Source organism: Nonomuraea antimicrobica, from assembly GCF_039536965.1.
Taxonomy (GTDB): Bacteria; Actinomycetota; Actinomycetes; order Streptosporangiales; family Streptosporangiaceae; genus Nonomuraea; species Nonomuraea antimicrobica.
Window position 1 is genome coordinate 35,279 of the sequence record NZ_BAAAZP010000005.1, and the last position, 24,519, is coordinate 59,797.

Annotated in this window: 26 protein-coding genes; 15 read left to right on the forward strand and 11 right to left on the reverse strand. The window is 71.9% G+C overall.

Annotated features, from left to right (window positions below; genetic code table 11):
- The first annotated feature begins 26 nt into the window (after positions 1-26).
- From ABD844_RS01745 to ABD844_RS01765, 5 genes are all read left to right on the forward strand, one after another.
- Complete coding sequence (locus tag ABD844_RS01745; protein ID WP_344872185.1) at positions 27-1,208, forward strand: SfnB family sulfur acquisition oxidoreductase; 1,182 nt, start codon at positions 27-29, stop codon at positions 1,206-1,208.
- Positions 1,209-1,219: 11 nt separating this feature from the next.
- Entirely contained in the window at positions 1,220-2,374 is a 1,155-nt protein-coding gene (locus ABD844_RS01750) for an LLM class flavin-dependent oxidoreductase (RefSeq protein WP_344872187.1), read from the forward strand.
- Positions 2,371-3,522 carry an acyl-CoA dehydrogenase family protein gene (locus tag ABD844_RS01755; RefSeq protein WP_344872189.1) on the forward strand — a complete coding sequence of 384 codons (1,152 nt, stop codon included), beginning with the start codon at positions 2,371-2,373 and terminating at the stop codon, positions 3,520-3,522. The genes ABD844_RS01750 and ABD844_RS01755 overlap by 4 nt, the downstream gene beginning before the upstream one ends.
- An 11-nt stretch (positions 3,523-3,533) precedes the next feature.
- Complete coding sequence (gene ssuE, locus ABD844_RS01760) at positions 3,534-4,046, forward strand: NADPH-dependent FMN reductase (RefSeq protein ID WP_344872191.1); 513 nt, start codon at positions 3,534-3,536, stop codon at positions 4,044-4,046.
- A 217-nt stretch (positions 4,047-4,263) separates the two neighbouring features.
- Positions 4,264-5,274, forward strand: a complete 1,011-nt coding sequence (locus ABD844_RS01765; RefSeq protein WP_344872193.1) for a hypothetical protein — start codon at positions 4,264-4,266, stop codon at positions 5,272-5,274.
- 13 nt (positions 5,275-5,287) lie between these two features.
- Here the strand turns inward: ABD844_RS01765 and ABD844_RS01770 are convergent, their stop codons facing one another.
- Genes ABD844_RS01770 through ABD844_RS01785 form a run of 4 tightly spaced genes read right to left on the reverse strand, consistent with a single transcriptional unit; the run spans position 5,288 to position 8,860 of the window.
- On the reverse strand, positions 5,288-6,727 hold the full coding sequence (locus ABD844_RS01770) for a pyridoxal phosphate-dependent decarboxylase family protein (RefSeq protein ID WP_344872195.1): 1,440 nt from the start codon (positions 6,725-6,727) through the stop codon (positions 5,288-5,290).
- A gap of 10 nt (positions 6,728-6,737) precedes the next feature.
- Positions 6,738-7,313, reverse strand: a complete 576-nt coding sequence (locus ABD844_RS01775; protein ID WP_344872197.1) for a hypothetical protein — start codon at positions 7,311-7,313, stop codon at positions 6,738-6,740.
- A gap of 54 nt (positions 7,314-7,367) precedes the next feature.
- A complete protein-coding gene (locus ABD844_RS01780) occupies positions 7,368-7,913 on the reverse strand; it encodes an RrF2 family transcriptional regulator (protein WP_344872199.1) in 546 nt (181 codons plus the stop codon).
- 8 nt (positions 7,914-7,921) lie between these two features.
- Positions 7,922-8,860: a sulfite exporter TauE/SafE family protein gene (locus tag ABD844_RS01785; RefSeq protein WP_344872201.1), complete on the reverse strand. Its 939-nt coding sequence runs from the start codon at positions 8,858-8,860 to the stop codon at positions 7,922-7,924.
- Between the two features lie 127 nt (positions 8,861-8,987).
- Between ABD844_RS01785 and ABD844_RS01790 the strand changes: the two genes are divergently transcribed.
- Positions 8,988-9,173, forward strand: coding sequence for a hypothetical protein (locus ABD844_RS01790; protein WP_344872203.1), 186 nt, complete (start codon positions 8,988-8,990; stop codon positions 9,171-9,173).
- 40 nt (positions 9,174-9,213) lie between these two features.
- Here the strand turns inward: ABD844_RS01790 and ABD844_RS01795 are convergent, their stop codons facing one another.
- Positions 9,214-9,414, reverse strand: a complete 201-nt coding sequence (locus ABD844_RS01795) for a hypothetical protein (RefSeq protein ID WP_344872205.1) — start codon at positions 9,412-9,414, stop codon at positions 9,214-9,216.
- A gap of 271 nt (positions 9,415-9,685) precedes the next feature.
- On the opposite strand from ABD844_RS01795, the gene ABD844_RS01800 reads away from it, so the two are divergent.
- Positions 9,686-10,726 carry a PP2C family protein-serine/threonine phosphatase gene (locus tag ABD844_RS01800; protein WP_425568492.1) on the forward strand — a complete coding sequence of 347 codons (1,041 nt, stop codon included), beginning with the start codon at positions 9,686-9,688 and terminating at the stop codon, positions 10,724-10,726.
- A 78-nt stretch (positions 10,727-10,804) separates the two neighbouring features.
- Positions 10,805-11,347: an LOG family protein gene (locus ABD844_RS01805; protein WP_344872209.1), complete on the forward strand. Its 543-nt coding sequence runs from the start codon at positions 10,805-10,807 to the stop codon at positions 11,345-11,347.
- Positions 11,348-11,368: 21 nt separating this feature from the next.
- Here the strand turns inward: ABD844_RS01805 and ABD844_RS01810 are convergent, their stop codons facing one another.
- The 4 genes from ABD844_RS01810 to ABD844_RS01825 all read right to left on the reverse strand — a co-directional run bounded on the left by ABD844_RS01810 (position 11,369) and on the right by ABD844_RS01825 (position 14,576).
- On the reverse strand, positions 11,369-12,217 hold the full coding sequence (locus ABD844_RS01810) for an ABC transporter permease (RefSeq protein ID WP_344872211.1): 849 nt from the start codon (positions 12,215-12,217) through the stop codon (positions 11,369-11,371).
- Positions 12,177-13,031 (reverse strand): ABC transporter ATP-binding protein, encoded by an 855-nt coding sequence (locus tag ABD844_RS01815; protein ID WP_344872213.1) that lies wholly within the window; start codon positions 13,029-13,031, stop codon positions 12,177-12,179. Before ABD844_RS01815 ends, ABD844_RS01810 begins: the two co-directional genes overlap by 41 nt.
- Positions 13,028-13,483 carry a MarR family transcriptional regulator gene (locus tag ABD844_RS01820; RefSeq protein ID WP_344872216.1) on the reverse strand — a complete coding sequence of 152 codons (456 nt, stop codon included), beginning with the start codon at positions 13,481-13,483 and terminating at the stop codon, positions 13,028-13,030. The genes ABD844_RS01815 and ABD844_RS01820 overlap by 4 nt, the downstream gene beginning before the upstream one ends.
- 109 nt (positions 13,484-13,592) lie before the next feature.
- Entirely contained in the window at positions 13,593-14,576 is a 984-nt protein-coding gene (locus tag ABD844_RS01825) for a helix-turn-helix domain-containing protein (protein ID WP_344872218.1), read from the reverse strand.
- Positions 14,577-14,649: 73 nt separating this feature from the next.
- Here ABD844_RS01825 and ABD844_RS01830 point away from each other — a divergent pair, with 73 nt between their 5' ends.
- Positions 14,650-15,147 (forward strand): rhodanese-like domain-containing protein, encoded by a 498-nt coding sequence (locus ABD844_RS01830; RefSeq protein WP_344872220.1) that lies wholly within the window; start codon positions 14,650-14,652, stop codon positions 15,145-15,147.
- Between the two features lie 10 nt (positions 15,148-15,157).
- Here the strand turns inward: ABD844_RS01830 and ABD844_RS01835 are convergent, their stop codons facing one another.
- A complete protein-coding gene (locus tag ABD844_RS01835; protein ID WP_344872222.1) occupies positions 15,158-16,369 on the reverse strand; it encodes an acyl-CoA dehydrogenase family protein in 1,212 nt (403 codons plus the stop codon).
- 284 nt (positions 16,370-16,653) lie between these two features.
- Between ABD844_RS01835 and ABD844_RS01840 the strand changes: the two genes are divergently transcribed.
- From ABD844_RS01840 to ABD844_RS01865, 6 genes are all read left to right on the forward strand, one after another.
- Positions 16,654-17,688 (forward strand): LacI family DNA-binding transcriptional regulator, encoded by a 1,035-nt coding sequence (locus ABD844_RS01840; RefSeq protein WP_344872224.1) that lies wholly within the window; start codon positions 16,654-16,656, stop codon positions 17,686-17,688.
- 216 nt (positions 17,689-17,904) lie between these two features.
- On the forward strand, positions 17,905-18,825 hold the full coding sequence (locus ABD844_RS01845) for a carbohydrate ABC transporter permease (protein ID WP_344872226.1): 921 nt from the start codon (positions 17,905-17,907) through the stop codon (positions 18,823-18,825).
- Positions 18,822-19,739 (forward strand): carbohydrate ABC transporter permease, encoded by a 918-nt coding sequence (locus ABD844_RS01850; protein WP_344872228.1) that lies wholly within the window; start codon positions 18,822-18,824, stop codon positions 19,737-19,739. Before ABD844_RS01845 ends, ABD844_RS01850 begins: the two co-directional genes overlap by 4 nt.
- Positions 19,736-20,392 (forward strand): hypothetical protein, encoded by a 657-nt coding sequence (locus tag ABD844_RS01855; protein ID WP_344872230.1) that lies wholly within the window; start codon positions 19,736-19,738, stop codon positions 20,390-20,392. The genes ABD844_RS01850 and ABD844_RS01855 overlap by 4 nt, the downstream gene beginning before the upstream one ends.
- A gap of 28 nt (positions 20,393-20,420) precedes the next feature.
- The gene (locus tag ABD844_RS01860; protein ID WP_344872232.1) at positions 20,421-21,779 is read left to right on the forward strand and encodes an ABC transporter substrate-binding protein; all 1,359 of its coding nucleotides are present in this window, start codon (positions 20,421-20,423) and stop codon (positions 21,777-21,779) included.
- A 73-nt stretch (positions 21,780-21,852) separates the two neighbouring features.
- A complete protein-coding gene (locus tag ABD844_RS01865; protein ID WP_344872234.1) occupies positions 21,853-23,334 on the forward strand; it encodes a sulfatase family protein in 1,482 nt (493 codons plus the stop codon).
- Between the two features lie 52 nt (positions 23,335-23,386).
- On the opposite strand, the gene ABD844_RS01870 is transcribed toward ABD844_RS01865, so the two are convergent.
- Positions 23,387-24,316 carry a glucosyl-3-phosphoglycerate synthase gene (locus ABD844_RS01870; RefSeq protein WP_344872236.1) on the reverse strand — a complete coding sequence of 310 codons (930 nt, stop codon included), beginning with the start codon at positions 24,314-24,316 and terminating at the stop codon, positions 23,387-23,389.
- Positions 24,317-24,519: the final 203 nt, after the last annotated feature.

Consider the following 24,519-nt stretch of genomic DNA (forward strand, 5'->3'; position numbering starts at 1 on the left):
GTAACACGCAGAACGGACGAAACAACATGACCCACGTGATCGCCGACGACGCCGAGGCGCTGGCGGCGGCCAGGGAGTTGGCCGGGGAGTTCGCGGCGCAGGCGGCCGACCGCGACGCCGAGCGCCGCCTGCCCGAGGCGGAACTCGACCGGCTGTCGGCCCGGGGCCTGCTCGCGATCACCGTGCCGCGCGCGTACGGCGGCGCCGACGTGAGCGCGCGCACGGTCGCCGAGGTGTTCAGACTGCTGGCGGCCGCCGACCCCAACATCGCGCAGATCCCGCAGAGCCACTTCGTCTACGTCAACGTGCTGCGCCGGCAGGGCACGCCGGAACAGCGGAAGTTCTTCTTCGCCGAGGTGCTCGAAGGAAAGCGGTTCGGCAACGCGCAGTCGGAGGCGGGCACCAAGCACGTCCAGGACTACCGGACCTCGCTGGTGGCGGCCCCCGGCGGGGGCTTCCTGCTGAACGGCACCAAGCACTACAGCACCGGCGCGCTGTTCGCGCACTGGATCCCGGTCCTGGCCCGGCGCGAGGACCGGACGCTGCACGTGGCGTACGTGCCGCGCGACGCCCCCGGCCTGACCGTCGTCGACGACTGGGACGGCATGGGCCAGCGCACCACCGCCAGCGGCACGGTACGGCTCGAGGACGTGCCCGTGCCCGAGGAGCGGGTGGTCCCCCACCACCTGACATTCGAGGGACCGCAGCTCCACGGCGCGTTCGCGCAGCTCCTGCACGCCGCCATCGACGTCGGCATCGCCGGGGGCGCGCTGGAGGAGGCCCTGGAGTTCGTCCGCACCAAGGCCAGGCCGTGGTTCGAGAGCGGCCAGGAGCGGGCGGCCGACGACCCGCTCGTCATCCAGCGGGCCGGCGAGCTGGCCGTCAAGGTACGCGCCGCCGAGGCCCTGCTCGACGCCGCCGGCACCGCGGTGGACGCCGCCGGGAACGACCTGACCGACGAGTCGGCCGCCGCCGCCTCGATCGCGGTGGCCACCGCCAAGGCGTTCGCCGACCCGGTGGCCGTGGAGCTGGGCAACGCGATCTTCGAGCTGGGCGGCACCCGGTCCAGCCTGAACGGGCTCAACCTGCACCGCCACTGGCGCAACGCGCGTACGCACACGCTGCACGACCCGGCCCGCTGGAAGATCCAGCACATCGGCCGGTACGTACTCGACGGCCGCTTCCCGCCCCGGCACGGCCTGCTCTAGGAGACGAGACGATGACGCTGACGTTCCACTGGTTCCTGCCCACGTACGGCGACAGCCGCGACGTCGTGGGCGGGGGACACGGGCTGGCGGCGGGCGCGGCCGGTGGCGCCCGCCCCGCCACCCTGCCCTACCTGCGGCAGATCGTGCACGCGGCCGAGCAGGTCGGCTTCGAAGGGGCGCTGACGCCCACCGGTGCGTGGTGCGAGGACGCCTGGCTGACCACGGCCATGCTGGCCGACACCACCGAGCGGCTGAAGTTCCTGGTGGCCTTCCGCCCCGGGCTGGTCTCCCCCACGCTGGCCGCGCAGATGGCGGCCACCTTCCAGTGGCACTCGCGCGGGCGGCTGCTGCTCAACGTGGTGACCGGCGGCGAGCCCCACGAGCAGCGCGCCTACGGCGACTTCCTGGACAAGGACGAACGCTACGCGCGTACCGACGAGTTCCTGCACGTGGTGCGCTCGTTGTGGCGGGGCGAGACGGTGACCCACGAGGGCGCGCACCTCAGGGTCGAGCAGGCCCGGCTGAACCGGCTGCCCGACCCGGTGCCCGACGTCTACTTCGGCGGCTCGTCGGCCGCGGCGGGGCCGGTGGCGGCGCGGCACGCGGACGCGTACCTCACCTGGGGCGAGCCGCCGGCCGCGGTGGCCGAGAAGCTCGCCTGGGTGAACGGGCTGGCCGCCGCCGAGGGCCGTACGCTCAGGCACGGCATCCGGCTGCACGTCATTTCCCGCGACACCGCCGAGCAGGCGTGGGCCCAGGCCCGCAGGCTGCTCGACGGCATCGACCCGGCCACCGTCGAGAAGGTGCAGGCGGGTCTGGCCCGCAGCGAGTCGGAGGGGCAGAAGCGCATGCTGGCCCTGCACGGCGGCAGGCGCGACGACCTGGAGATCTACCCCAACCTGTGGGCGGGCGTCGGGCTGGTGCGCGGCGGCGCGGGCACGGCGCTGGTCGGCAGCCACACCGAGGTGGCCGACCGCATCGAGGAGTACCACCGGCTCGGGCTCACCGAGTTCGTGCTGTCCGGGTACCCGCACCTGGAGGAGGCGTACTGGTTCGGCGAGGGCGTGCTGCCCATCCTGCGCGAGCGTGGCCTGTGGAGCCACCCCGGGCAGCACTCCCCCGACGAGCCCGCCTCGGTCCCGTTCGCCGCGGCGGGAGCCCGATGACCACCCTCGCGGAGCTGCGGCGGCGGGCCGCGGAGCTGCTGCCCGAGCTGGCGGACGGCGCCGCAGAGCGTGAGCTGTCCCGGGAGCTGCCCAGGGCGCAGATCCGCGCGCTGGCCGCCGCGGAGCTGTTCACGTTCAGGATTCCGCCCGAGCACGGCGGGGCAGGCGCCGGGGTGGCGGAGGTCTTCGACTTCCTCATCGGCCTGGCCGCCGCCGACTCCAACGTCGCCCAGGCCGTACGCTCCAGCTACGGCCGGGTCGAGCACCTGCTCACCGCCTCCGAGCCGGAACGCGAGCGCTGGTTCCCGCGCTACCTGGCCGGTGACGTCTTCGGCAACGCCGGCTGGGAGATCGGCGGCGCCAACGGCGAGGTACGCACCCGCATCACCCGCGACGGCACGGTCACCGGCAGCAAGTACTACAGCACCGGCGCCCTCTACGCCGACTGGATCAGCCTGGTCGCCGTGGACGACGACGGCGAGAAGGTGTTCTTCACCCTGCCGCGCGACCGCGAGGGGCTGGAGCTCCTCGACGACTTCGACGGCATCGGCCAGCGGCTGACCGCCAGCGGCACCACCCGGCTGAACGCGGTCAAGGTGCTGCCCGAGGAGTTCGTCAAGCGGCCGGGGGACGCGGGGCGCTCGCCGGTCGGCCCGTTCATGCAGCTCTACCTGGCCGCCGTGGAGGCGGGGATCGCCCGTGCCGCGCTCGCCGACGCGGTGGCCTTCGCCAGGGAGCGGGCCCGCCCCATCGAGCACAGCGGCGCGGCCCGGTCGGTGGACGACCCGTACGTGCGGCACGCGGTGGGCGAGATCTCGGCGCGGGCGTACGCGGCGGAGTCGGCCGTGCTGCGGGCCGCCGAGAGCATCGACCGCGCCTGGTCCGGCGGGCTCGACCCCGGCCTGCTCACCGAGGCCACGGTCGAGGTGGCCCAGGCCCAGTTCGTGGCCGTCGAGTCCGCGCTGAAGGCCGCCGAGCTGGTGTTCGACGTGGGCGGCGGCTCCGCGGTGGCCCGCCGCCACAACCTCGACCGGCACTGGCGCAACGCCAGGACCGTCGCCAACCACAATCCGCGCGCGTGGAAGGCCGCCGTGGTCGGCGCCCATCGCCTGACCGGCGCGCAACCTCCGCTGAACGGCCTCTTCTGAAGGGATCCTTCGTGACGACCCGCGTGCTCCTGGTATCGGGCAGCCCCTCCGCCAGCTCCCGTACCGGACAGCTACTCAACCACGTGGCCGGCCTGGTGCACGGCGCCGTCTCGCTGCTGCGGCTGCGCGACCTGCCCGCCGAGCCGCTCCTGCTGGGCCACTCCGACGATCCGGCCCTGGCCGAGGCGGCGCGGTCGGTGGCGGAGGCGGACGTGATCGTCCTGGCCACCCCCATCTACAAGGCCGCCTACACCGGGCTGGTCAAGGCGTTCCTCGACGGGCTGCCGCAGAAGGCGTTCGCCGGGAAGACCGTGGTGCCCATCGCCACGGGCGGCACGCAGGCGCACCTGCTGGCGGTCGACTACGCGCTGCGGCCCGTGCTCAGCGTGCTGGGTGCGCGGCACGTGACCCGCGGCCTGTTCGTGCTGGACACCCAGATCACGCCGCTGGACGAGGAGCTGCGGCCCCGGCTGCAGGTCCTGGCCGACGAGATCAACGCGGTTCGCCTGAGTGCGGTCGCCTGACCCGTTCGAGGGAGTAGGCTTCCAGGGCCGTGGCCTTCTGCCGTGACCATCAGGCAGGCCGCGGCCCTTTGGGCGGCCCGGCCGTCTCGCGGCCTTCCCTGCTCCCGTTCGCCTGGCGGACGAGCTGTGTTTACAAAACAGCCTGAACCACCCCATAAGTTGTCATTTCATGGCTTTGAATGACATTTCTCCCGTAAGTACCCTTTCGCGGCGGTCGTTGCTCACCGGCGCGCTGGCCGGGGCCGGGCTCACCGTCCTGGGCGGCGGCGTCCCGGCCCAGGCGGCGACGCGACCCGGGCGCAAGCCGCGCCTGCTGATCGCCACGAACGAGCAGTGGGGCACCTACCACGCGGCCCCGCTCCTCCCCGAGGCGCGCCGCCAGGGCTGGGAGGTCGTGCAGCTCGTGCCGGACCGGTCCGGGATCAAGCCCGGCGACCCGGTGCCGGTCGCGCTGATCGACGAGATCACCGAGGCCGACATCCTCGTGGTGACGGGCGCGGGGGACTGGCCGGCCGAGTGCGCCGCCCGGTTGCGCCGGCTGCCGCTGGTGGCCAGCTCGCTGGCGTACCAGTTGCCGGTGGAGGCGCCGCGGGCCAAGGAGTTCCGCGGACGGCTGCGGGCGATCACCGCGTCGTCGCCCGCGGAGGCGAAGGTGTTCGACGACTACCTCGGCACGCGCCGGCACATCGAGGTCGTGGGCACGCCGCAGACCGACGCGCTGCCCAGGTACGCTCCCGAGGCGGGCACCGTACTGGTGCTGACCAGCGTGACGAAGTCGAGCGAGACCGGCGGCTCCGCGCCCGGCACCGAGCTGCTGCTCGCCGCGGCCGAGCGGCTCGCGGCGGCCGGCAAGCACATCCTGGTCGGCCTGCACCCGCGCGAGGACCGCACGCTCTGGGACAAGTACGAGATCAGCACCGTGACGTCGGTCCAGGCGTCGGCCAGGGCGGAGGCCGCCATCGGCATCCCCGGGACCGTCTTCCCCGTGGTCGCCGCCATGGGCGTGCCGCTGGTGGGCTGCACCGATCCGGAGCTGAAGATCCCCGACTACCTGCTGAGCGTCTGCACGCACACGATCACCTCGGCGGACGACGCCGTCACCGCCGTCGAGACGGCCGAGCCGGTCTCGCGGAAGGTGCTCTACGAGGCGGTCGGCCCGGTGGGCGGCTCGGCCAAGCGGCTGTTCAAGGTGTGGGGCAAGGTCGCCCACCGGACGAAGGTGGCCTGACCCGGCCGGACGATCACCCATCGGCCAGGCACCCATCGGCCAGGCGGCCGGCCGACTCCCGCACGATGCGCAGCGCCCGCCGGACGTGGTGGGCGTGGGTGCGGAAGCTGAGCACGCACAGGCGCAGGTAGAACCGGCCGCCCACGGTGGTGCTGCTGAGATAGACCCGCCGGGTGGCGTTGATCTCGTGCAGCAGCCGCCGGTTCAGCTCGTCGCCGCCCTCGCCCTCGTCCCCGTCGCCGCCCCCTTCGTCGCGCAGCCGGAACATCACGACCGTGAGATCCGGCTCCCAGGGCACCTCGAAGCGGGGGTCGGCGGCCAGCTCGCGGTGCACGAGCGCGGCCAGGTCCAGCTTCTCGTCCAGCTCGCGTTCGAACGCCCGTACGCCGTGCAGGTGCAGCGGCAGCCACAGCCGCAGGCCGCGGAACTCGCGGGTCAGCTCGACGCCGAGGTTCGCGTAGTCGGGCAGGTCGTCCAGCGGGTTGAGGTCCTGGAGGTAGTCGCCGTCGGCGGCGTGGGCGGCGTGCAGCAGGGCCGGGTCGCGCACCAGCAGCACCCCGGTTCCGTAGGGCAGGAAAAGGCTCTTGTGGGGGTCGAGCGCGATCGAGTCGGCGTGCTCGATCCCGGCCAGCCTGGCCCGGCCGCGCCGGGTGAGCTGGAAGCCGCCGCCGTAGGCCGCGTCCACGTGGAACCACAGCCCTTCGCGGCGGGCCAGCCCGGCCAGCTCGGGCAGCGGGTCGATCGTGCCCGTGCCGGTGGTGCCCGCGGTGCCGGCCAGCAGGAAGGGCCGTAACCCGGCGGCCCGGTCGGCGGCGATCAGCTCGGCGGCGGCGCGCACGTCCATGCGCAGGCCGTCGGTGGCGGGCACCTGACGGACGTTCTTCGCGGGCAGGCCGCACACCCGCGCGGCCTTGGCCACGCAGTGGTGGGTGTGGCCGGTCACGTACAGGGTGCCGCCGGACAGGTCCTCACCCAGGCGGTCGTGCCGGGCGGCCAGCACGGCCGACAGCGTGGCCACCGACCCTCCGGTGGTGGTGATCCCGGCCGCTCCCCGGGGCAGCCCGAACCGTTCGCAGAGCCAGGTCAGCACGCCGTGCTCCATGCCGACCAGGGCGGGAGCCGTCTGCGCCAGGCCGGTGTAGCGGTTGGCGGCGTTGGCCAGCAGCTCGGCCAGCGCGGCGGAGTAGAGCCCACCGGCCGGGAAGTACGCCAGGTAACCCGGCCCCGCCGTGTTGACGCCCTGCCCGGCCGCCTCCAGGAAGGTCGCCACCAGCTCGCCGAAGTCGCCGGGATCGTCGCCGGGCGGCCGCCGCACCCGCTCGGCCAGCCCGGCGGGGCTCGTGTAGTCGCTGGCGGGTGACTCCTCCAGCGCCTCCAGCCAGTCGGCCAGCACCTCCACGGCCTGCCGTCCCAACTCCGCCATTTCCGGACGATTCACATCAAGATTCGCCATGTCCGGCACTCTAATCAGCCGCCTCGCTCCTCCCCATAGAACTGGGCGGGGCCGGGTCGAGGCGTTGGAGGAGTCCGTGGACGAACCGGGCCCGGTAGGCCCGCCCGCCGTGGCGGAAGTCGACCGTCCAATGGTGCGGGGCGGGGCCGTCGATCTGCACCGCGCCGGGGAAACTCGCGCCGAGGTCGCCGACGACGCACGTCCAGGGGGTGAGGTCGGTCAGCGCGAGCGCGGCGGGGCCGGAGGGGCGGACGAACCACTGGTTCCACAGCTCGCCGCCGGGGCCGAGCAGCGCCTCGTACTCCAGGCCCGGCCACGAGGGCAGCGGCCAGCGCAGGACGTCGCAGGTCAGGCTGCCCGCCGGTCTGCTGCCCCGATAGGGGGCGGGGCCCAGCGCCATCCGCAGCGCGGCGGCGCCCTTCGGCGCTCGGGGGGCGTGCGCCAGGCGGGTCCAGCGGGTGTGCGCGTCACGTAGCTCGGCGCGGGAGGCGTCCATCGCGTGCAGCGCCTGCTCGACCCTGGCGGGGTTGAGGTCGCGCATGCGGTGCATCAACGCCAGCTCGAACTCCCGCACCCCGAAACCCACGGGTGCCAGCTTGCCATGTCACGGAGCCCGGGCACACCGGGCGGCGGCCGGACGTCATGACGCCTCCGGGGCGGCCAGGCGGGCGGACCCTGGATCGGCCGGGGCGGACTCGGGGTCGGCCGGGCGGTCGGACGGGGCGGACTCGGCTGACCGGGCAGGCGCGGCGGGCTCGACCAGGTCGGCGGGCCCGGGGTGGCCATTGGCAAAAGAGGCGCCGGAGGAGGCGCCGGAGGCGACGACGTCGGCGAGGGTGATCTCGCTGAGCAGCGCGTCCTCGTGGCTGCGCAGCCGGTCCCAGATCGCGGCCAGCGGCGCGGCGGCCGGGGAGAAGGGCCGGATCTCCGGCTCGACGCCCTCCGTCACGCGAATGACGTCGGCGAGCGCGATCTCCCCGGCCGGGCGGGCCAGCCAGTAGCCTCCGTCCGGGCCGCGCTGACTGCGAATCAGCCCGGCCCGGCGGAGTTGGAGAAGGATGTTGTCACAGAATCGGCGCGGGATCTCCTGGGTGACGGCGATCCGTTCGGCGTGCACCGGACGGTCGGCCACGGCCAGGGCGAGCATGGCGCCGAGGGCGTACTGAGTGCGCGCGGATATTCTCATGGGCCGGCTCAGGCGGGGGCCGTCTCCTCCTCTTCGGTACGCCGCTGCAGGTCGCTCTCCACCGCCTCGACCGACTCGTTCGCCTTGTCACGACGGTATTCGCGGACCGACCAGGCGATGGCGGCCGCCCACAGGATGGCGATGACCACGTACGCGACCGTCTGGACGCCGCTGGAGGCGTCGATCCAGTCGCTGCGCAGCAGGGTGCGCACGTTCGTCAGGATGATGACGCCGCCCACGGCCGAGCCCAGGATGCGCGGCGGGATGTGCCGGACGAGCCAGGCCGCGATCGGCGCGGCGATGACGCCGCCGAGCAGCAGCACGGCCACCCAGGAGAAGTTGATGTTCTCCGAGCCGATGCCGACGAAGAAGCCGATGCTGGCGGCGATGGCGACGAGGAACTCGCTGGCGTCGATCGAGCCGATCACCTTGCGCGGGGCCATCCGGCCGCTGGCCAGGATGGCGGGGGTGCCGACCGGGCCCCAGCCGCCACCGCCGGTGGCGTCGACGAAGCCGGCCACCAGGCCGAGCGGCGCCAGGAAGCGCCTGCGCAACGGCTTGCCCAGGTTGCCGCGCGGCAGGCCGAAGGCGGTGAAGCGGATGAGGATGTAGAGGCCCAGGGTCAGCAGAATGATCGACATGACCGGGGCGGCGATCTCGGTGGACAGGCTGGACAGGAACGTCGCCCCGGCGAACGCCCCGACGGCCCCGGGAATGCCGATCTTGGCGACGACCTTCCAGTCCACGTTCCCGAAGCGCCAGTGGGAGATGCCCGAGGCGAGCGTGGTGCCGATTTCGGCGAGGTGAACGGTGGCCGAGGCGGCTGCCGCGTTCGTGCCGATGGCCAGCAGGAGTGTCGTCGACGTGACGCCGTACGCCATGCCGAGGCTGCCATCGACGAGCTGGGCCGCGAGGCCGACCAGCCCGAGCAGGATGAGCGCTCGCACGATCTCCCCTTCCCTATGATTCCTACTATACAAGTCGGAATAATAATTTAAGGAGCCGTGACGTCTGTCAACCCCTTGGGGGCGGACATTCGGCGGAAAGTGCGACGGACCGGGCCGCCGGTGGTTCATGATCGTTGATCAGGGCTTTGACGGCGAGTCGTCCCTCCCCCGCCGTCCCGTCGAGGCGGACCCGACCACCACGAACACCGTCACGGCGGCGGCCGGCGCGCTTCATTCGCGGACCTCCGAGGCGGTCACGTCCACGGTGAAGGGGAGGGTGACGATGCGGTCGCCGGTGGCGTACTGGGCCTAGATATCGAGGCTTGTCTAGATACCGAGGAACGTGTGCCACATCAGCCCGAATAGAGCAACGCGTGCCACGCTGTGAAGAACGTCGCCAGTTCGCTCAGATTGGTGTGCACCCAGGCGTCGACCATCGGCCCGACCCCGAACCAGACTCCGGACAACCCCGTGACCAGGTCGGTCCGCGAGGACACCCAGACCCGGAACTCCCCGGAGACCACCAGTGATCGCCGAATGCTCGTGTCGGCCATGGCCCTCTCGTGACCCCTTTCTGTCAAACCCGAATCCAGCCGGGTTCAAGGAAATGCAGCGGAGCGCGGGAAACGCCGGGCGGATTCACGCTGTGTACCGCGATGACCACAATTTCGGCAAATACGCCAATAGAAGCGGCGAAATCACCAATTGACGGAACCAGCGGCGGAGTCTGTTCGGCACCGGATGCTGATCGCGCTTGAGAACGGGACACGCCGTACGCGATGCTGGTACGTCAACGGCGGTTGATGCGTGTTCTTCGGGGGTCGGGTGAGGTCTTTGCGGGTTCTGCGGTGGCTTCCGTTCGTCGTCATGCTGGGCGTCGCCGCGATCGATCTGCTGGCCGGCCAATCCGTGGTCTTCCTGCCGCTGCTCACGCTGGGGCCGGCGTTCGCGTCGGTGTCGGGCGGCGTACGCAGAACCGCCGCCGTCGGGGCGGTCGCGCTGGCCATCTGCGTGCCCATGGCGCTCTACAACGACCTGCTGTTCACGTGGGAGAACAACCTGACCGTCATCGGCATCGCCGGCGTCACCGCGGCGAGCATGCTGGCCGCCCGCCTGCGCCTGGAGCGCGAACGGGAGCTGGCCAGCGTCCGGCAGGTCGCCGAGGCGGCCCAGCGGGTGCTGCTGCGGCCGGTGCCGCGGCGGGCGGGGGATCTGCGGGTGGCGCTGTCGTACACGTCGGCGGCGGCCGAGGCGCGGATCGGCGGCGACCTGTACGAGATCGTCACGACCCCGCACGGCGTCCGGCTGCTGATCGGCGACGTGCAGGGCAAGGGCCTGGCGGCGGTCGAAACGGCGGCCTGGGTGCTGGGCGCCTTCCGGGAGGCGGCCTACGACGAGGCCGACCTGGCCGACATCGGCGACCGGCTGGAGGCCAGCCTGGCCCGGCATCTGGGCGGCGAGAAGTTCGTCACCGCGATCATCGCCGAGGTGCACGAGACGGAGATGGCGCTGGTGAACTTCGGCCATCCGCCGCCGCTGCTCGTCCTCGGCGCCGGCGGGCTGATCAGTGTCGAGCCGTCCGAGCCGGGGCTGCCCCTGGGGCTGGGCGCGTTCGACCCGACGGCGGCGAAGGCGTACCGCGTCCCGTTCGAGGGCGGTGACCGGATCCTGTTCTTCACCGACGGCGTCATCGAGGCCAGGAACGCGGCCGGGGAGTTCTACCCGCTGGTGGAGCGGTCCGGGCTGCTGCGGCGCGAGGACCCGCAGGCGGCACTCGACACGCTGCGCGCGGACCTCGTCGAGCACACGGGCGGCCCGCTGCTGGACGACGCCGCGATGCTCCTCCTCCACCGCCCTCGCCACTGACCGAACCACCGCTCACTGACGGGTGCCCGCTTCGGGCGAAAGGCCCGCGCCTGTCGGGCCTGGCGTACAGTGGCGGCTGTGAAAATCTGCGTCTTCTGCTCCGCCGCCGACCTCGACGACCGTTACACCGTGCCCGCCCGCCAGTTCGCCGAGCTGATCGGCAAGGGCGGCCACACCCTGGTGTGGGGCGGCTCCGACGTGGGCCTGATGAAGGTCATGGCCGACGGCGTGCAGGAGGCGGGCGGGCGCCTGGTCGGCATCTCGGTCGAGTTCCTGGCCGACAAGGCCCGCGCGGGCGCCGACGAGATGGTGATCGCCCGCGACCTGGCCGAACGCAAGGCGCAGCTCCTCTCCCGCGCCGACGCCATCGTGATCATGGTGGGCGGCACGGGCACGCTCGACGAGGCCACCGAGATCCTGGAGCTGAAGAAGCACAACCTGCACGACAAGCCGGTCGTGCTGCTGAACACCGCCGGTTTCTACGACGGGCTCAAGCAGCAGTTCCAGCGCATGGAAGAAGAGGGTTTCCTGCCGCTGCCGCTCACCGACCTGGTCTTCTTCGCCGAGGAGCCCGTCGGGGCCCTCGCCCACCTGGAGGAGCAGGCGGGCCTGACGGCGTGAGCCGCCGCGCGCGGCGGGCGGTCAGCGGGCCAGCCGTCCCAGCAGCGCCGAGGCCGCCGTGATGCCGAGGGCCGCGGCCACGATCAGCACCGCGAAGTCCAGCGGCAGGTGCGCGGGGATGCCCAGCAGCAGCCCGCGCAGCGCGTCCACCTCGTAGCTGAGCGGGTTGACCGCGCTGATGACCTGCAGCCAGCCGGGCATGGCCGCGGTCGGGTAGAGCGCGTTGGAGGCGAAGAACAGCGGCATCGTGATGGCCTGCCCGATGCCCATCAGCCGGTCGCGCGTCCGTACGATCCCGGCGATCGTCACCGACAGGCAGGAGAAGAACGCCGACCCGAGCAGCACGACGACGATCACCCCCGCCAGGTGCAGCGGGTTCCACGACATGCTCACCCCCAGCAGCGCGGCGATGACCACCACCACGACGGCCTGGATGATCGCCTTCACCCCGGCGGCGAACGCCTTGCCCGTCACCAGGGCGACCCGCGGCGTCGGCGTGACCAGGAGCTTGGTCAGGACACCGGAGTCGCGTTCCCAGATGATCTGGATGCCGTAGAAGATGGCGATGAACATGGTCGACTGGGCGATGATCCCCGGCGCGAGGTAGTCGCGGTAGGCGATGCCGCCGGTCGGGATCACGTTGATGCGGGTGAACGTCTCCCCGAAGATCAGCAGCCACAGTGCGGGCTGGATCGCGCGGGTGTACAGCTCGGTACGGTCGTGGCGCAGCTTCTGCAGCTCCACCACGCACATCGCGACGACCCTGGCGGGGACCAGCCGCCACGCCGGCCGCGAGCGCGGCGGGCTGAGCAGCAGCCCGATCCCGCCGTCAGCCGACGCGGGAGGCGGTGGCGCGGGTACGGCGGACATCGCGAAACTCCCCTCCGTCGTCGAGGCCGCTGCCGGCGACGTCGCGGAAGACGTCCTCCAGCGTCGGGGCCGAGTCGCCGCCGAGCCGGGCGCGCAGGTCGTCGGTGAGCCGGTCCGGCTCGCCGAGCGCGCGGATCCGCCCCTGGTGCATGAGCGCGACCCGGTCGCAGTACTGGTCGGCCTCGTCCATGTAGTGCGTGGTGACCAGGACGGTCATCCCGCTGGCGGCGCGTACCGCCATGATGTGCTCCCACACTCCGGTGCGGGCGATGGGGTCGAGCCCGATCGTGGGCTCGTCGAGTATCAGCAGGCGCGGCGCGCTGACCAGGGCCTGGGCCAGCTCCAGGCGGCGTACCATGCCGCCGGAGTAGGTGCCGGCCATCCGCTCGGCGGCGTCGGCGAGCCCGACCGCCTCCAGCGCCTGGGCGACGCGGCCGGCGCGCTCGCGGCGCGGCACGTCGAAGACGCGGGCGAAGAGCGAGACGTTCTCGCGGCCGGTCAGGCTCGCGTCGGCGGACAACTGCTGGGGAACGTAGCCGAGCAGCCGGCGCACGCCCATCCGGTCGGTGGCCACGTCGTGCCCGAACACCCGCGCCATGCCGGGCGGGACGGGCAGCAGCGTCGTCACGCAGCGGATCGCGGTGGTCTTGCCCGCGCCGTTGGGCCCGAGCAGCCCGAACACCTCGCCGGAACGCACGGTCAGGTCGAGCCCGTCGACGGCCTTCGAGCCGCCGAACGCGTAGCTCAGACCCGTGCACGTCACCGCGTCCGCCTCCGGTGGCATCCCGTCGTCATTCTCACGCGTGTCCGTCACGCCGTGGTCGCCTCCTCCTGCAGATTGCCGGCCAGTCTGCGCAGTGCGGGGAGCGCGGCGGCCAGCGCCTTCCTGTCGGCCTCGTCCAGTCGTTCCACGTGCTCGCGTACGAGCGCCGCGCGCCGCTCCTGCCAGGCCCGCAGCCGCGCCTCGGCCTCGGGCGTGGGCAGCAGCCGGACGGCCCTGCGGTCGTCGCGGCGCGTCTCGCGGCGCAGCAGCCCGGCGGCGGTGAGCTGGTTGACCAGCGTGGACACCGAGTTGCCCGCCAGGTAGAGCTCCTTGGCCGCGGCCGAGACGCTGACGCCGGGCTCGGCGACGACCAGCCGCAGCAGCTCGACCTGCGCGCCACGCAGCGGCGGCCCGGTCATCTCCCGCCGCAGCCTGCGCCGGATCAACCGGTTGATCCCGGTCAGGACACCGGCCAGGGCTACGGGCAGATCCTCCACACTCATATAGAAATATTAGCTCTGCTTACGAGGTAATGGAAAGTGCGCAGCTCATCCCATATGTCCACTTGCTGAAACCAGGTCCCGCCGTCTCGGCAGACGGCCGGGGAGCGGGCTATCCGCCGGTGTGGAAGGCCCGGCGGTAGGCGGACGGGGACGTCTGCATCACCCGGGTGAAGTGGTGGCGGTAGGTGACGGGGGTGTCGAACCCGACCGTCCGCGCGATCTCCTCGACCGGCGCGTCCGTGCCCTCCAGCAGCGCCAGGCTGGCCTGCACCCGCTGGTTGATCAGCCAGCGGATCGGGCTGGTGCCGGTGGCGCGGGCGAAGTGCCGCAGATACGTACGGGTCGACATGTGCGCCCGGCGGGCCAGGGTCTCGGCGGTGATGGGATGGCCCAGGTTCTCCAGCGCCCAGGTCATGCTCTGCGTGACGCGGTCGTCGTCCGGGGCCGCGGGCATCGGCGCCTCGATGAACTGGGCCTGCCCGCCTTCCCTGTGCGGCTGGGTCACCAGCCGCCGGGCGACCGCGTTGGCGATGGCCGAGCCGTGGTCCTGCCGGACGACGTGCAGGCAGAGGTCGAGCCCGGCGGCGCTGCCTGCGCTGGTCAGCAGGGTGCCGTGGTCGACGTAGAGGACGTTCGGGTCGACGTCGACGTTCGGGTAGCGGCGGCGCAGCAGGTCGGCGTACTGCCAGTGGGTGGTGGCCCGGCGCCCGTCGAGCAGGCCCGCCCCGGCCAGCGCGAACGCCCCGGAGCAGATCGACATGACCCGGGCGCCGCGCTGGTGCGCCTGGCGCAGCGCCGCCGCCAGCTCCGGCGACGGGTCGGCCCGGACGTCGGGCACCCCGGGCACGATCAGGGTCTCCGCCCGCGCGAAGACGTCGAGGCCGTACGGCGTGTGCAGGCCGGCGCCACCGATGACGGGCACCGGTCCCGGCCGCTCGGCGCAGATGGTCAGGTCGTACCAGGGGACGTCGAGTTCGGGGCGGGGCAGCCCGAACACCTCGGTGACGATGCCGGTCTCGAAGACCGACATGCCGGGGTAGGCGAGGACGGCCACTGTGCGGCGTCGGTCAGGACGGTCAGGTCGTGGCGCCATGTGGCGGAATATTAGCGGAGGCTGTCGTTCGCGCCGCTGTTCTCGGCCACCGGCCATGAGCAGGATCCTGGACATGAGCAGAATCCCGAACCCGGCGAACGCGCTTCCCCTCTCGTCGAACGTACTCTCCGTCCCTCCGGCCGCCCCGGCGGCGGCTCTCGCCCACTTCGCCGCGCGGCTGTCGTTCGAGACCGATGTCAGCGACGTCCACGCCGACCTGGAGGCGGGCGTACCCGGGCTGGTCGTGGTCGATTCGCGCGGCGCCGAGTCCTGGCGACAGGGGCACCTGCCCGGCGCCGTGCACCTGCCGACGCGGGAGATCGCCGCGCGGGCGGCGGAGGCCGTCCCGCCCGGCGCCGCCGTCGTCACCTACTGCTGGGGTCCCGGCTGCAACGGGGCCACCCGGGCGGCCCTGGAGTTCGCCAGACTCGGCTACCCGGTCAAGGAGATGATCGGCGGCTACGAGTACTGGGTGCGGGAGGGCTTCCCGGTGCGGACGGAGCAGGGCCTGATCCGGCGTCCGGCGGACGACCTGACCGCTCCGGCTCTCGCCGTCTCCTGCGACTGCTGACGCGGGAACGTCACCTGACGGGCAGGCCGGTGACCGCGCGGCCGATGATCAGCCGCTGGATCTCGGACGTGCCCTCGAAGATGGTGTAGATCTTGGCATCCCGGTGGAAGCGTTCCACCGGGTGCTCCCTGGTGTACCCGGCGCCGCCCAGGATCTGGATCGCCTGCTCCGTCACCCACACCGCCGTCTCCCCCGCCACCAGCTTCGACATCGAGCCCTCCGCCCGCTCGAACCGCCTGCCCCGGCGGGCCATCCACGCCGCCCGCCACGTCAGCAACCGGGCCATGTCCACCCGCGTGGCCATGTCGGCGAGGAGGAAGGCGACGGCCTGGTTCTCGCCGATCCTGCGGCCGAACTGCTCGCGTTCGCGGGCGTAGTCCCTGGTGTACTCGAAGCCGGCCCGCGCGATGCCCACCGCCATCGCCGCCACCGACGGGCGGGTGGTCTCGAACGTACGCATCGCGGCCTGCTCGCCCGCCCGCTCCCCCTCGCGTACCCGGGCCAGCCGCGCCTCCAGCTTCTCCGCACCGCCGAGCAGGCACGAGGCGGCGGGCACCCGTACGTCCTCCAGGACGACCTCGGCCGTGTGCGAGGCGCGGATGCCGTGCTTGCGGAACTTCCGCCCCATGGACAGCCCCGGCGTGCCCGGCGGGACGACGAACGACGCCTGGCCACGGGTGCCGAGCGACGGGTCCACGGAGGCGACGATCACGTGGACGTCGGCGATGCCGCCGTTCGTGGCCCAGGTCTTGACGCCGTTGAGCACCCAGTCACCACCGTCGCGGACGGCCCTGGTGCGGATGGCGCCGACGTCGGAGCCCGCGTCGGGCTCCGAGGCGCAGAACGCGCCCAGCCTGACCTCGCTCTCCGTCCCGAACATCTGCGGCAGCCACTCCCCCATCTGCTCGGAGGTGCCGTTCGCGGCCAGGGCGGCGGCGGCCAGGCCGGTGCCGGTGATGGACAGGCCGATCCCCGCGTCGCCCCAGAAGATCTCCTCGAACGCCACCGGCAGCGCCAGCCTGCTCTCCTCGAACCACTGGGTGGCGAAGAAGTCGAGCGAGTACAGCCCGATCTTGGCCGCCTCCTGGATGACCGGCCAGGGCGTCTCCTCGCGCTCGTCCCATTCGGCGCCCGCCGGGCGGATCACGTCGCGGGCGAACTCGTGCACCCAGTCGCGCACCCGCACCACGTCGTCACTCAGCTCCGGGCAGAACCCCGTCATGCGCCGCACCCCTCGAAGCGAGCAGCCGTTACCGCTGGTAACACCTTAAGGCCGCCGGACCCGGCCGGGAACGCCTCCCCGGCTCCGGTTCGGTCACGGGTTCACCCGCGACCGAACCGGGGCCGACCGCCCGCCGGTCACCGTCGTCGGCCCTCGCGCTGCTCCCGCCGGTCGGGATCGGGCTATCCTGGGGCCGTCCGATCACCTGATGATCGCGAGACGGGTGCCGGCCTCGGCGACGACGTTCCGGCTCACGCACGCGGTGCGGGCGCAGGAGGTGAGACGTGCGGGAAGCGCGCGAACGGGGTGACCGCGTCCGACGGGTGCGGATGATCGACGTGGCCAACTCGCTCGGCCTGTCCCGGGCCACCGTCTCGCTGGTGATGCGCGACAGCCCGCTGGTGTCGGCGGCCACCAGGACCGCCGTCCTGGCCGAGGCCGAACGGCTGGGGTACATCTACAACCAGGCCGCCGCGAACCTGCGGACCCAGCGCAACGACCTGGTCGGCCTGGTGATGCCGGACGTGATGAACCCGTTCGTCGCCGAGGTGTCCCTGGGCGTGCAGGAGGTGCTCGGGGAACTCGGCTTCTTCGTCGTGATCGCCAACACCGTCGACCGGCTGGACCTGCAGCGGCAGATCCTGCAGTCCCTGGTCGAGCACCGGGCGGCCGGCGTGGTCTCCATCCCCGCGCTGACCTCGGCCGCCGACCATTTCACCGGCCTGCGCCGCAGCGGCCTGCCGACGGTGCTGCTGCTGCGGCACATCGACGGCGTGGAGCTGCCCTTCGTCGGCACCGACGAGGTGGCCATCGGCCGGCTCGGCGCCGAGCACCTGACCACCGTGCACGGCTGCCGCCGGGTGGCCTACTTCGGCGGCGACCCCCTGGCCTCGCCGCGGGTACGCCGCCTGGACAGCTTCCGCCGGGCGGTCGGCGAAGCCGGCGCCGACTGGGACGCGACCTGGTCGGAGCCGGTGGAGGCGACCGCGGAGGCCGCGTACCGTCGCGCGGCCGAGCTGCTCGCGGCCGGGCCGCCGCCCGACGGGCTGCTGTGCCACAGCGACAACGTGGCCTACGGCGTGGCGCGGGCGTTGCGGCTCGGCACGCCCGACGCGGCGTCCTGCGCGGTGCTGGGCATCGACGACCTGCGCCAGTCCGCGATGTGGAACCCGTCGATCAGCAGCATCGCCACCGAACCGGTCGAGCTGGGCCGGGTTTGCGGCCGGGTGCTGCTGGGCGAGATGGGGATGCCGGTCGAGGGCAGTCGCACCCCTCCGCGGCCCGAGGTGCACGCTCGCGCGTCCTGCGGCTGTCACTGAGCAGTCGCTCGCGACTGTCGGTTCACAGCTATCGCTCGCGACTGTCGGTTCACAGCTATCGCTCGGGGCTGTCGGTTCACAGCTATTTCATAGTTGACCTACCGGTTTTTACCTATATGGTTGACCCATTCATTTAGATCGATCTAAGGTCAGTACCCGAGTTCATGAGGCCGAACCGGCGCGAGCCCCGGCCCACTCGACCGAGGGAGGGCACGGATGCCCGCAACTGTCCGTTCCCCGCGTCGCGCGCACTGGCGCCGGCAGGAGGACGGCGTCGGCCGCCTGATGCTGCTGCCGAGCCTGCTGCCGTATCTCGCCTTCGCCCTGCTGCCGATCGGCTGGCTGTTCTGGTTCAGCTTCCAGCGCTGGAACGGGTTCTCGGCGCCGCGGTTCACCGGGCTGGCCAACTACGAGCGGATGATCGGCGACGAGCAGTGGTGGCTGGCGGTGCTGAACACGGTGAAGTTCGGGGCCGGCCGGCTGGTCATCGAGATTCCGCTGGCGCTGGTGCTGGCGTACGTGTTCTTCCGCGGGGTTCGCGGCGGCACGGCGTACCGGACGATCCTGTTTCTGCCGCACGTGTTGTCGCCGGCGATCGTCGGCATCGTCTTCGTCTTCTTACTGCGTGAGACAGGCGGGCCGATCAACCAACTGCTCACCGGATCGGGCCTGCTGGAGACGCCGATCCGGTTCCTCGGCGAGGCGGGCAGCGCGCTCGGCAGCCTCATCGGGGTCGGCGTGTGGGCCCACCTCGGGATCAACCTGCTGCTCTTCTTCGCCGGGATGATGACCATCCCGAACGAGCTGCTCGAAAGCGCGTCGCTGGAGGGCGCCGGTCACTGGTCGACACTGCGGCGCATCGTCCTGCCGATGCTGGCCCCGGTGACCCGGGTGGTGGTCCTGATCTCGATCATCGGTACGCTGCGCAGCTTCGACCTGGTCAAGACCCTCACCGACGGCGGCCCGGCCGGCGGCACCGAAGTGATGTTCACCTACCTCTACCGGTTCTTCTTCGAGCCGGAATCCATCCCCCAGATCGGGTACGCCGCCGCACTCGGCGTCACCGCGAGCGTGATCGTCGGCATCATCTCCGTGGCCTACCTGCGGATCAGCCGGAGCGGGAGGACCACGTCATGAGCACACCCACCGTCACCGGGCCCGCGAGCCGCACCACCGAGCAGGCGACCCAGTCCGCCCCGGCACGGCGTCGGCGCAGGGTCCGCCCGCAGACCGTGCTGCTGCACGCGGCCCTGATCGCGGTGGCGCTGATCATGCTTTCGCCCCTGGTCTTCGGTCTGTTCGCCTCGGTGTCGCCGCTGGACCAGATCCTCAGCAGGGACGGCGGCATCCTGCCCCGGGTCTGGGAGTGGGGCACCTACCTGCGCGCCTGGACCACGGCCGACTTCTCCCGGTACTTCGTCAACAGCCTGATCGTCACGGCGCTGGTCGTGCTGCTGGACACGCTCGCCTCCAGCATGACCGGCTACGTGCTGGCGCGGCGCAGGCTGCGCGGCCAGCGGCTCCTGGAGGGCCTGTACGTCGGGACCCTGTTCGTCGGCCTGACCACCGCGACGCTCTACCCCCAGTACGTGATCGCCCAGGCGCTGGGCCTGGACAACCTGCTCGGGATCGCGCTGGTCCAGATGGCCGGGATCATGCTGGTGCACGTCTTCCTGATCAAGGCGTTCGTGCTCGGCCTCGGCACCGAGATGGAGGACGCGGCCCGGGTCGACGGGTGCGGGCTGTTCGGCACCTACTGGCGGATCGCCTTCCCGATGATGCGGCCGATCCTGGCGACCACGGTGATACTCGGATTCCAGGCGTCTTGGAACAACTACCAGGTGCCGCTGGTGTTCTCACTCGCCGAGCCCGACCTGCGCACTCTGGTCGTGGGCGTGAGCGCGCTGCAGTACGACGCCGCCGAGGGAATGACGCCGTACAACACCGTGCTGGCGGGCGCGAACATGGCGCTGGTGCCGATCGTGGTGATCTTCATCGTGCTGCAACGGCACTTCGTGCGCGGCTGGACGGACGGATCGGTGAAGGGATGACCCTGTTCGCTCCCGACGGCGCGCTGATGCGCGGCTGGTCCCGCTGGTGGTTCTGGGCCTGGACGAGCTGCTGCTGGCTGCTGCTGAGCCTCCCCCTGATCACCGCGCCGGCGGCCACCCTGTGGCTGGTGGCCCAGCAACGACGATATGCCGCCGGCGAGCCCGCGCTCGGACCGGGTGAGACGCTGCGGTTCCTGGCCGGCCGGCTGCTGCCGGGCCTGCGGCTGGCCGGCTGTCATGCCGGCATCGCCGGCCTGGTGCTCGTCGGCCTGCTCGGACCGTCGCCCGGCGGGCCCTACGGCTGGCTGGTGCTGGTGACCAGCGCGGTGACCGGGGTGACCTGGTTGCTGGTGGCCCCGTGGTCGGTGGTCTTCTTCGAACGCGACGGCCGGGTCGGCGCGGCGCTGCCGGCGGCGTACCGGCTGGCGCTGTCGCGGCCGGAGCTGGCGCTGCTCGCTGCGGCGGTCGTGCCGGCCGCCGTCGTCGCCGGTCCCTCCCTGGCGGTCCGGGTGCCGTACGCCGGTCCGCTGCTGCTGGTCGCGCTGCCGGCGGCCGTGGCGAGCCTCGTGGTCAGGCTCGGCGACCGAGCCGGCGCGCTTCGGGACGTGAACCCCTCCGGCCGGATCGGGTCCGGTTCGGTCCCTTCCGGATGAGAAAGGCCCCCTGATGATTGATTCCTCCTTGACCCGCCGTGGCTTCCTCGGCACGTTCGCGGCCGGCGCGGTGGGCGTCCTGGCCGGGTGCGGCGACTCCTCGACCGGCACCTCGACCGGCGCTGCCGATCCGAACGAGCTGACGACCATCGTGGTCTGGGACCGCGCGGGCGCGCACGCCACGGCCCGGCAGGAGTTCTTCCGCACGTGGAACGAGCAGCAGGGCAGATCTCTCGGCATCGCGGTGCGGTACGAGCCGCAGGCGACGGACAAGTACGAGGAGATCGTCCGGCTCGGCTTCCAGACCAAGCGGGCGCCCGACCTGTTCCACAGCCCGTCGGCGCAGCTCGGCGCGTTCGTCGCGGCCGGATGGGTCCAGCCGCTGCCGGACCTGGTCGACCGGGCGGTGCTGGACAAGGCCGCGCCGTACCACCAGAAGAACGGGGAGCTGGTCTGGGGCGGCGTGCCGTACGCGGTGCCGACCACCGCGTTCACCAACCGGATGCTGATCAACACCGACCTGTTCGAGAAAGCCGGGCTGGACCCGGACGCGCCGCCCTCGACGTTCTCCGAGGTACGGCAGGCCGCGGCGGCGATCACCAAGGCCGGCGGCGGCGACGCGTTCGGCATGCTGGTCCCGATCAAGGCGACCGGGTTCCGGCAGTGGAACGTGGACGTCCTGCTGATGGCGGGTGACCCGGCGCTGGCCATGTTCGGGCTGTTCAACGCGACCACGCAACGGTACGAGTCGGCCAAGTACGCGCCGCTGCTGGAGCTCTACCGGAGCCTGATCACCGACAAGACCGCCTACCCGGGCGCCGCGACCCTGGCCGGCGACGTCGCGATCAACGCCTTCGGCAAGGGAGAGGCCGGGATGTACATCGGCAGCAGCGCGGTGGTGTCGTCACTGGCCGAACTCGGCAGCGCGGTGAAGGCGGTCGCGGTGCCGCTGCCGGTGCCCGACGGACAGCGGCTGGTGCGCTCACCCATGAACGCCGGGTACCCGTACGCGATCTCGTCGACCACCAAGAGCCCGGCCAAGGCCGCCAAGGTGCTCGAGGTGATGGTCGGCGACGGAGTCCAGGAGGCGCTGGCCGCGAAGGCCGCGCCGCCGCTGAACACCGCCGTCTGGGACTCCGCCGCGGTCAGGGACAACGCGCTCCTGCAGCAGTTCCGTCCCGCCGAACTCGATCGGCAGTGGCCGAAGACGCCCGGCGGCCTGCTCCAGGTGGAGGGGGAGAGCGTCGACCAGACGGTGGAGAAGCTGCTGCTCGACCCGTCCGTGCCGCTCGGGCCCGCGCTCGCCGACATGCAGCGGCGGATGCAGGCGGCCTACGACGCCGCGGTGAAGAGCGGCGAGATCGACCCGCAGGAGTTCCGCGCGTGACGGCTCCGGACGTCGTGGTGCACCTTCGTCGGCCGTCCGGCCCGCCGACCGCTCTGTGAGGAGAGATCCGTCCATGCCCACCCGCCCGAACGTGCTGTTCGTGATGACCGACCAGCAGCGGTTCGACACCATCTCGGCGCTCGGCAACCCGCACCTCGCGACGCCCAACCTCGATCGCCTGGCCGCCCGCGGGACCGTCTTCGACAACGCGTACTCGACCGCTCCCGTCTGCGTCCCGGCCCGCTACACGCTACGCAGTGGATGCGAGCCGACCAGGACAGGGGTGTACGACAACACCGTCCCGGACAGGGGGCACGGCCTGGTCCGGGAGCGCTGCGGCCCGTACCTGGCCGAGGCGATGGGTCTGCGCGGGTACCGCACCTGGGGGGTGGGCAAGTTCCACACCACGCCCTGGGACGCGCCGGTCGGCTATGAGGTGCAGCGGCACAGCGAGGAGTTCTACGAGAGTCCCGAGCAGCGGACCGGTGACGCGTACGCGTCGTGGATCGCGGCCGAGCATCCCGCGTACGACTGGATCGAGGCGCTGATGGGCGAGCGGACCGACATGTACTACATGCCGCAGCTCAGCCCTCTGCCGGCGGACCGCACGGTCGAGTCCTGGGCCACCCGGGAGGCGATCGGCCTGATGGCCGCCGACGACGGCAGGCCCTGGTTCGGGTTCGTGTCCTACATAGGTCCGCACCCGCCGTTCGCGCCGCCGCTGCCGTACAACCGGATGTACGACCCGGACCGGATGCCCGACCCGGTGTGCGGCGACCGCGACATCGACCATCTCGACCAGCACATCCCCTGGATGAACCACCTGGTCTACGCCGAGGACGTCGACCCGCACCGGGCCAGGACACTCAAGGCCCGCTACTACGGCGAGATCAGCTACATCGACGGATGCGTCGGCGACCTGCTGGACGCGGTGGAGCGAAGACCGGACGCGGACAACACCGTGATCTGCTTCTACGCCGATCACGGCGACCTGCTCGGCGATCATCACGGCTGGCAGAAGGAGAGCTTCTTCGAGGCCTCCACCCGGGTCCCGTTCCTGGTCTCCTGGCCGGAGCGGATCGCGGCCGGCGACCGCCGGTCGGAGCTGGTGTGCCTGACCGACCTGTTCGGCCTGGCGACCTCCGCAGCGGGGCGGCCGGAACTGCGGCAGGGCAGCGACCTGCTCGGCCTGCTGACCGATGCGGCGCCCGCCAGGCAGACGCTGTTCGGCTTCCTCGGACGGCCCGGGACCCGGCGGTTCAAGGCGATGGTCCGGCAGGGCGACCTGAAGCTGATCTGGCTGGCCAACGGCGGACACCGGCTGCTGTTCGATCTCGCCGTCGATCCGCACGAGCTGACGCCGGTGCAGGCGGAACGGCCGCGGGACGCCGATCGGCTGACCGCGCTGCTCGCCGATCGGCTCCGGTCCGAGCACGTCACCGAGGCTCTCGACGGCGACGCGCCGCGGACCTTCCCGTACGAGGAATGGCCGCTGACCCGGATCCACCAGTTCGACCTGTCGCGAGGGGTGACCGGTTTCGGCACCGGCCCGTGAGACCCGGCCCGGCCGACACGACCGCCGTGGCGCGCAGGACGTCGAGCGGATCTCAGGTCGTGGTGATCGTGAGCATCGGAGGGCGTTCGCCGATGCCGACGTCGCGGGTCAGGACGTCGTGGCCGCCCTGGCACCTGCGGAACTGACACAGGCGGCCCGACGGCTCGTGGAAGGAGCGGATCTTTCCCTGGCGTTCCAGGCGGGACCAGGCCGCGAGCATGATCTGTGCCGACATCCCGCCGAGGGCCTCCGTGGACTGCGGGGCGTGCTCACGGGAGCCCAGGTCCACCTGGGCGAAGGCGTCCAGCCCCGCCAGCTCCAGCAGGTCGATCAGGAGCCCCAGCTCCACACCGTAGCCGGTCATGAACGGTACGCGTTCGAGGGCCGAGCGCCGGCCCGCGTACTCGCCCGCCAGCGGTTGCACGAAGCCCGCGAGCAGCGGCCAGTGCAGGTTGATCAGGGGGCGGGCCACCAGTTCCGTGACCCGGCCGCCGCCGTTGGGAGACCCGTGGAGGGGGCGGTCGTAGCAGCCCTTGGCGTACACGACGGTCGGGTCGGCCAGCAGCGGCCCGAGTACGCCGAGGATCAGGGAGGCGCGGAAGTCGCGGATGTCGGCGTCGGCGAACACCACCACGTCCCCCGACGTGACGGCCAGGGACTTCCACAGCGCCTCGCCCTTGCCGTCGAGCGGCTTGAGCCGCGGCAGGATCTCGTCCTGGGCGTGCACCCTGGCCCCGGCCCGTGCGGCGACCAGCGCCGTGTCGTCGGTCGAACGCGAGTCGATGACCACGAGTTCGTCCACGAGCGGGGCCAGCTCCCGCCGGATCACTCCGACGATCTCTCCCACGGTCTCGCGTTCGTCACGGGCCGGGAGCACCACACTGACCGTGGTGCTCCCTTTGGCGGCCACCAGGTCCCGGATCGGCCAGTCCCTGGCGGACGAAGTGCGGCGCCGCAACCATCCGCTCACTTCACGAAGCATGCGACACCTCCCCCCGTTGCCCCACATTTCAGCTTATGTGAAGCCGGCCCGCCTGCCCCTTTCCACAAAACCCCACGCCTACCTGCACGTTCCTTGATCACCTTCAAGGACGGTCCGCCGGAGGGAGGGCGATCGGATCGGTGGGGAGGGCGCGCGTTCCGGGACGCCGCCCTCGTCGTGCGTCCGGCGACGTGCGCGATCGG

Excerpts from the sequence above, each read along its gene's own strand:
- ABD844_RS01745 (WP_344872185.1), top strand. The coding sequence starts at position 27 with ATGACCCACGTGATCGCCGACGACGCCGAGGCGCTGGCGGCGGCCAGG.
- ABD844_RS01750 (WP_344872187.1), top strand. The coding sequence starts at position 1,220 with ATGACGCTGACGTTCCACTGGTTCCTGCCCACGTACGGCGACAGCCGC.
- ABD844_RS01755 (WP_344872189.1), top strand. The coding sequence starts at position 2,371 with ATGACCACCCTCGCGGAGCTGCGGCGGCGGGCCGCGGAGCTGCTGCCC.
- ABD844_RS01770 (WP_344872195.1), bottom strand. The coding sequence starts at position 6,727 with ATGGCGAATCTTGATGTGAATCGTCCGGAAATGGCGGAGTTGGGACGG.
- ABD844_RS01780 (WP_344872199.1), bottom strand. The coding sequence starts at position 7,913 with ATGAGAATATCCGCGCGCACTCAGTACGCCCTCGGCGCCATGCTCGCC.
- ABD844_RS01790 (WP_344872203.1), top strand. The coding sequence starts at position 8,988 with ATGATCGTTGATCAGGGCTTTGACGGCGAGTCGTCCCTCCCCCGCCGT.
- ABD844_RS01795 (WP_344872205.1), bottom strand. The coding sequence starts at position 9,414 with ATGGCCGACACGAGCATTCGGCGATCACTGGTGGTCTCCGGGGAGTTC.
- ABD844_RS01810 (WP_344872211.1), bottom strand. The coding sequence starts at position 12,217 with ATGTCCGCCGTACCCGCGCCACCGCCTCCCGCGTCGGCTGACGGCGGG.
- ABD844_RS01820 (WP_344872216.1), bottom strand. The coding sequence starts at position 13,483 with ATGAGTGTGGAGGATCTGCCCGTAGCCCTGGCCGGTGTCCTGACCGGG.
- ABD844_RS01825 (WP_344872218.1), bottom strand. The coding sequence starts at position 14,576 with ATGGCGCCACGACCTGACCGTCCTGACCGACGCCGCACAGTGGCCGTC.
- ABD844_RS01830 (WP_344872220.1), top strand. The coding sequence starts at position 14,650 with ATGAGCAGAATCCCGAACCCGGCGAACGCGCTTCCCCTCTCGTCGAAC.
- ABD844_RS01835 (WP_344872222.1), bottom strand. The coding sequence starts at position 16,369 with ATGACGGGGTTCTGCCCGGAGCTGAGTGACGACGTGGTGCGGGTGCGC.
- ABD844_RS01845 (WP_344872226.1), top strand. The coding sequence starts at position 17,905 with ATGCCCGCAACTGTCCGTTCCCCGCGTCGCGCGCACTGGCGCCGGCAG.
- ABD844_RS01850 (WP_344872228.1), top strand. The coding sequence starts at position 18,822 with ATGAGCACACCCACCGTCACCGGGCCCGCGAGCCGCACCACCGAGCAG.
- ABD844_RS01855 (WP_344872230.1), top strand. The coding sequence starts at position 19,736 with ATGACCCTGTTCGCTCCCGACGGCGCGCTGATGCGCGGCTGGTCCCGC.
- ABD844_RS01865 (WP_344872234.1), top strand. The coding sequence starts at position 21,853 with ATGCCCACCCGCCCGAACGTGCTGTTCGTGATGACCGACCAGCAGCGG.
- ABD844_RS01870 (WP_344872236.1), bottom strand. The coding sequence starts at position 24,316 with ATGCTTCGTGAAGTGAGCGGATGGTTGCGGCGCCGCACTTCGTCCGCC.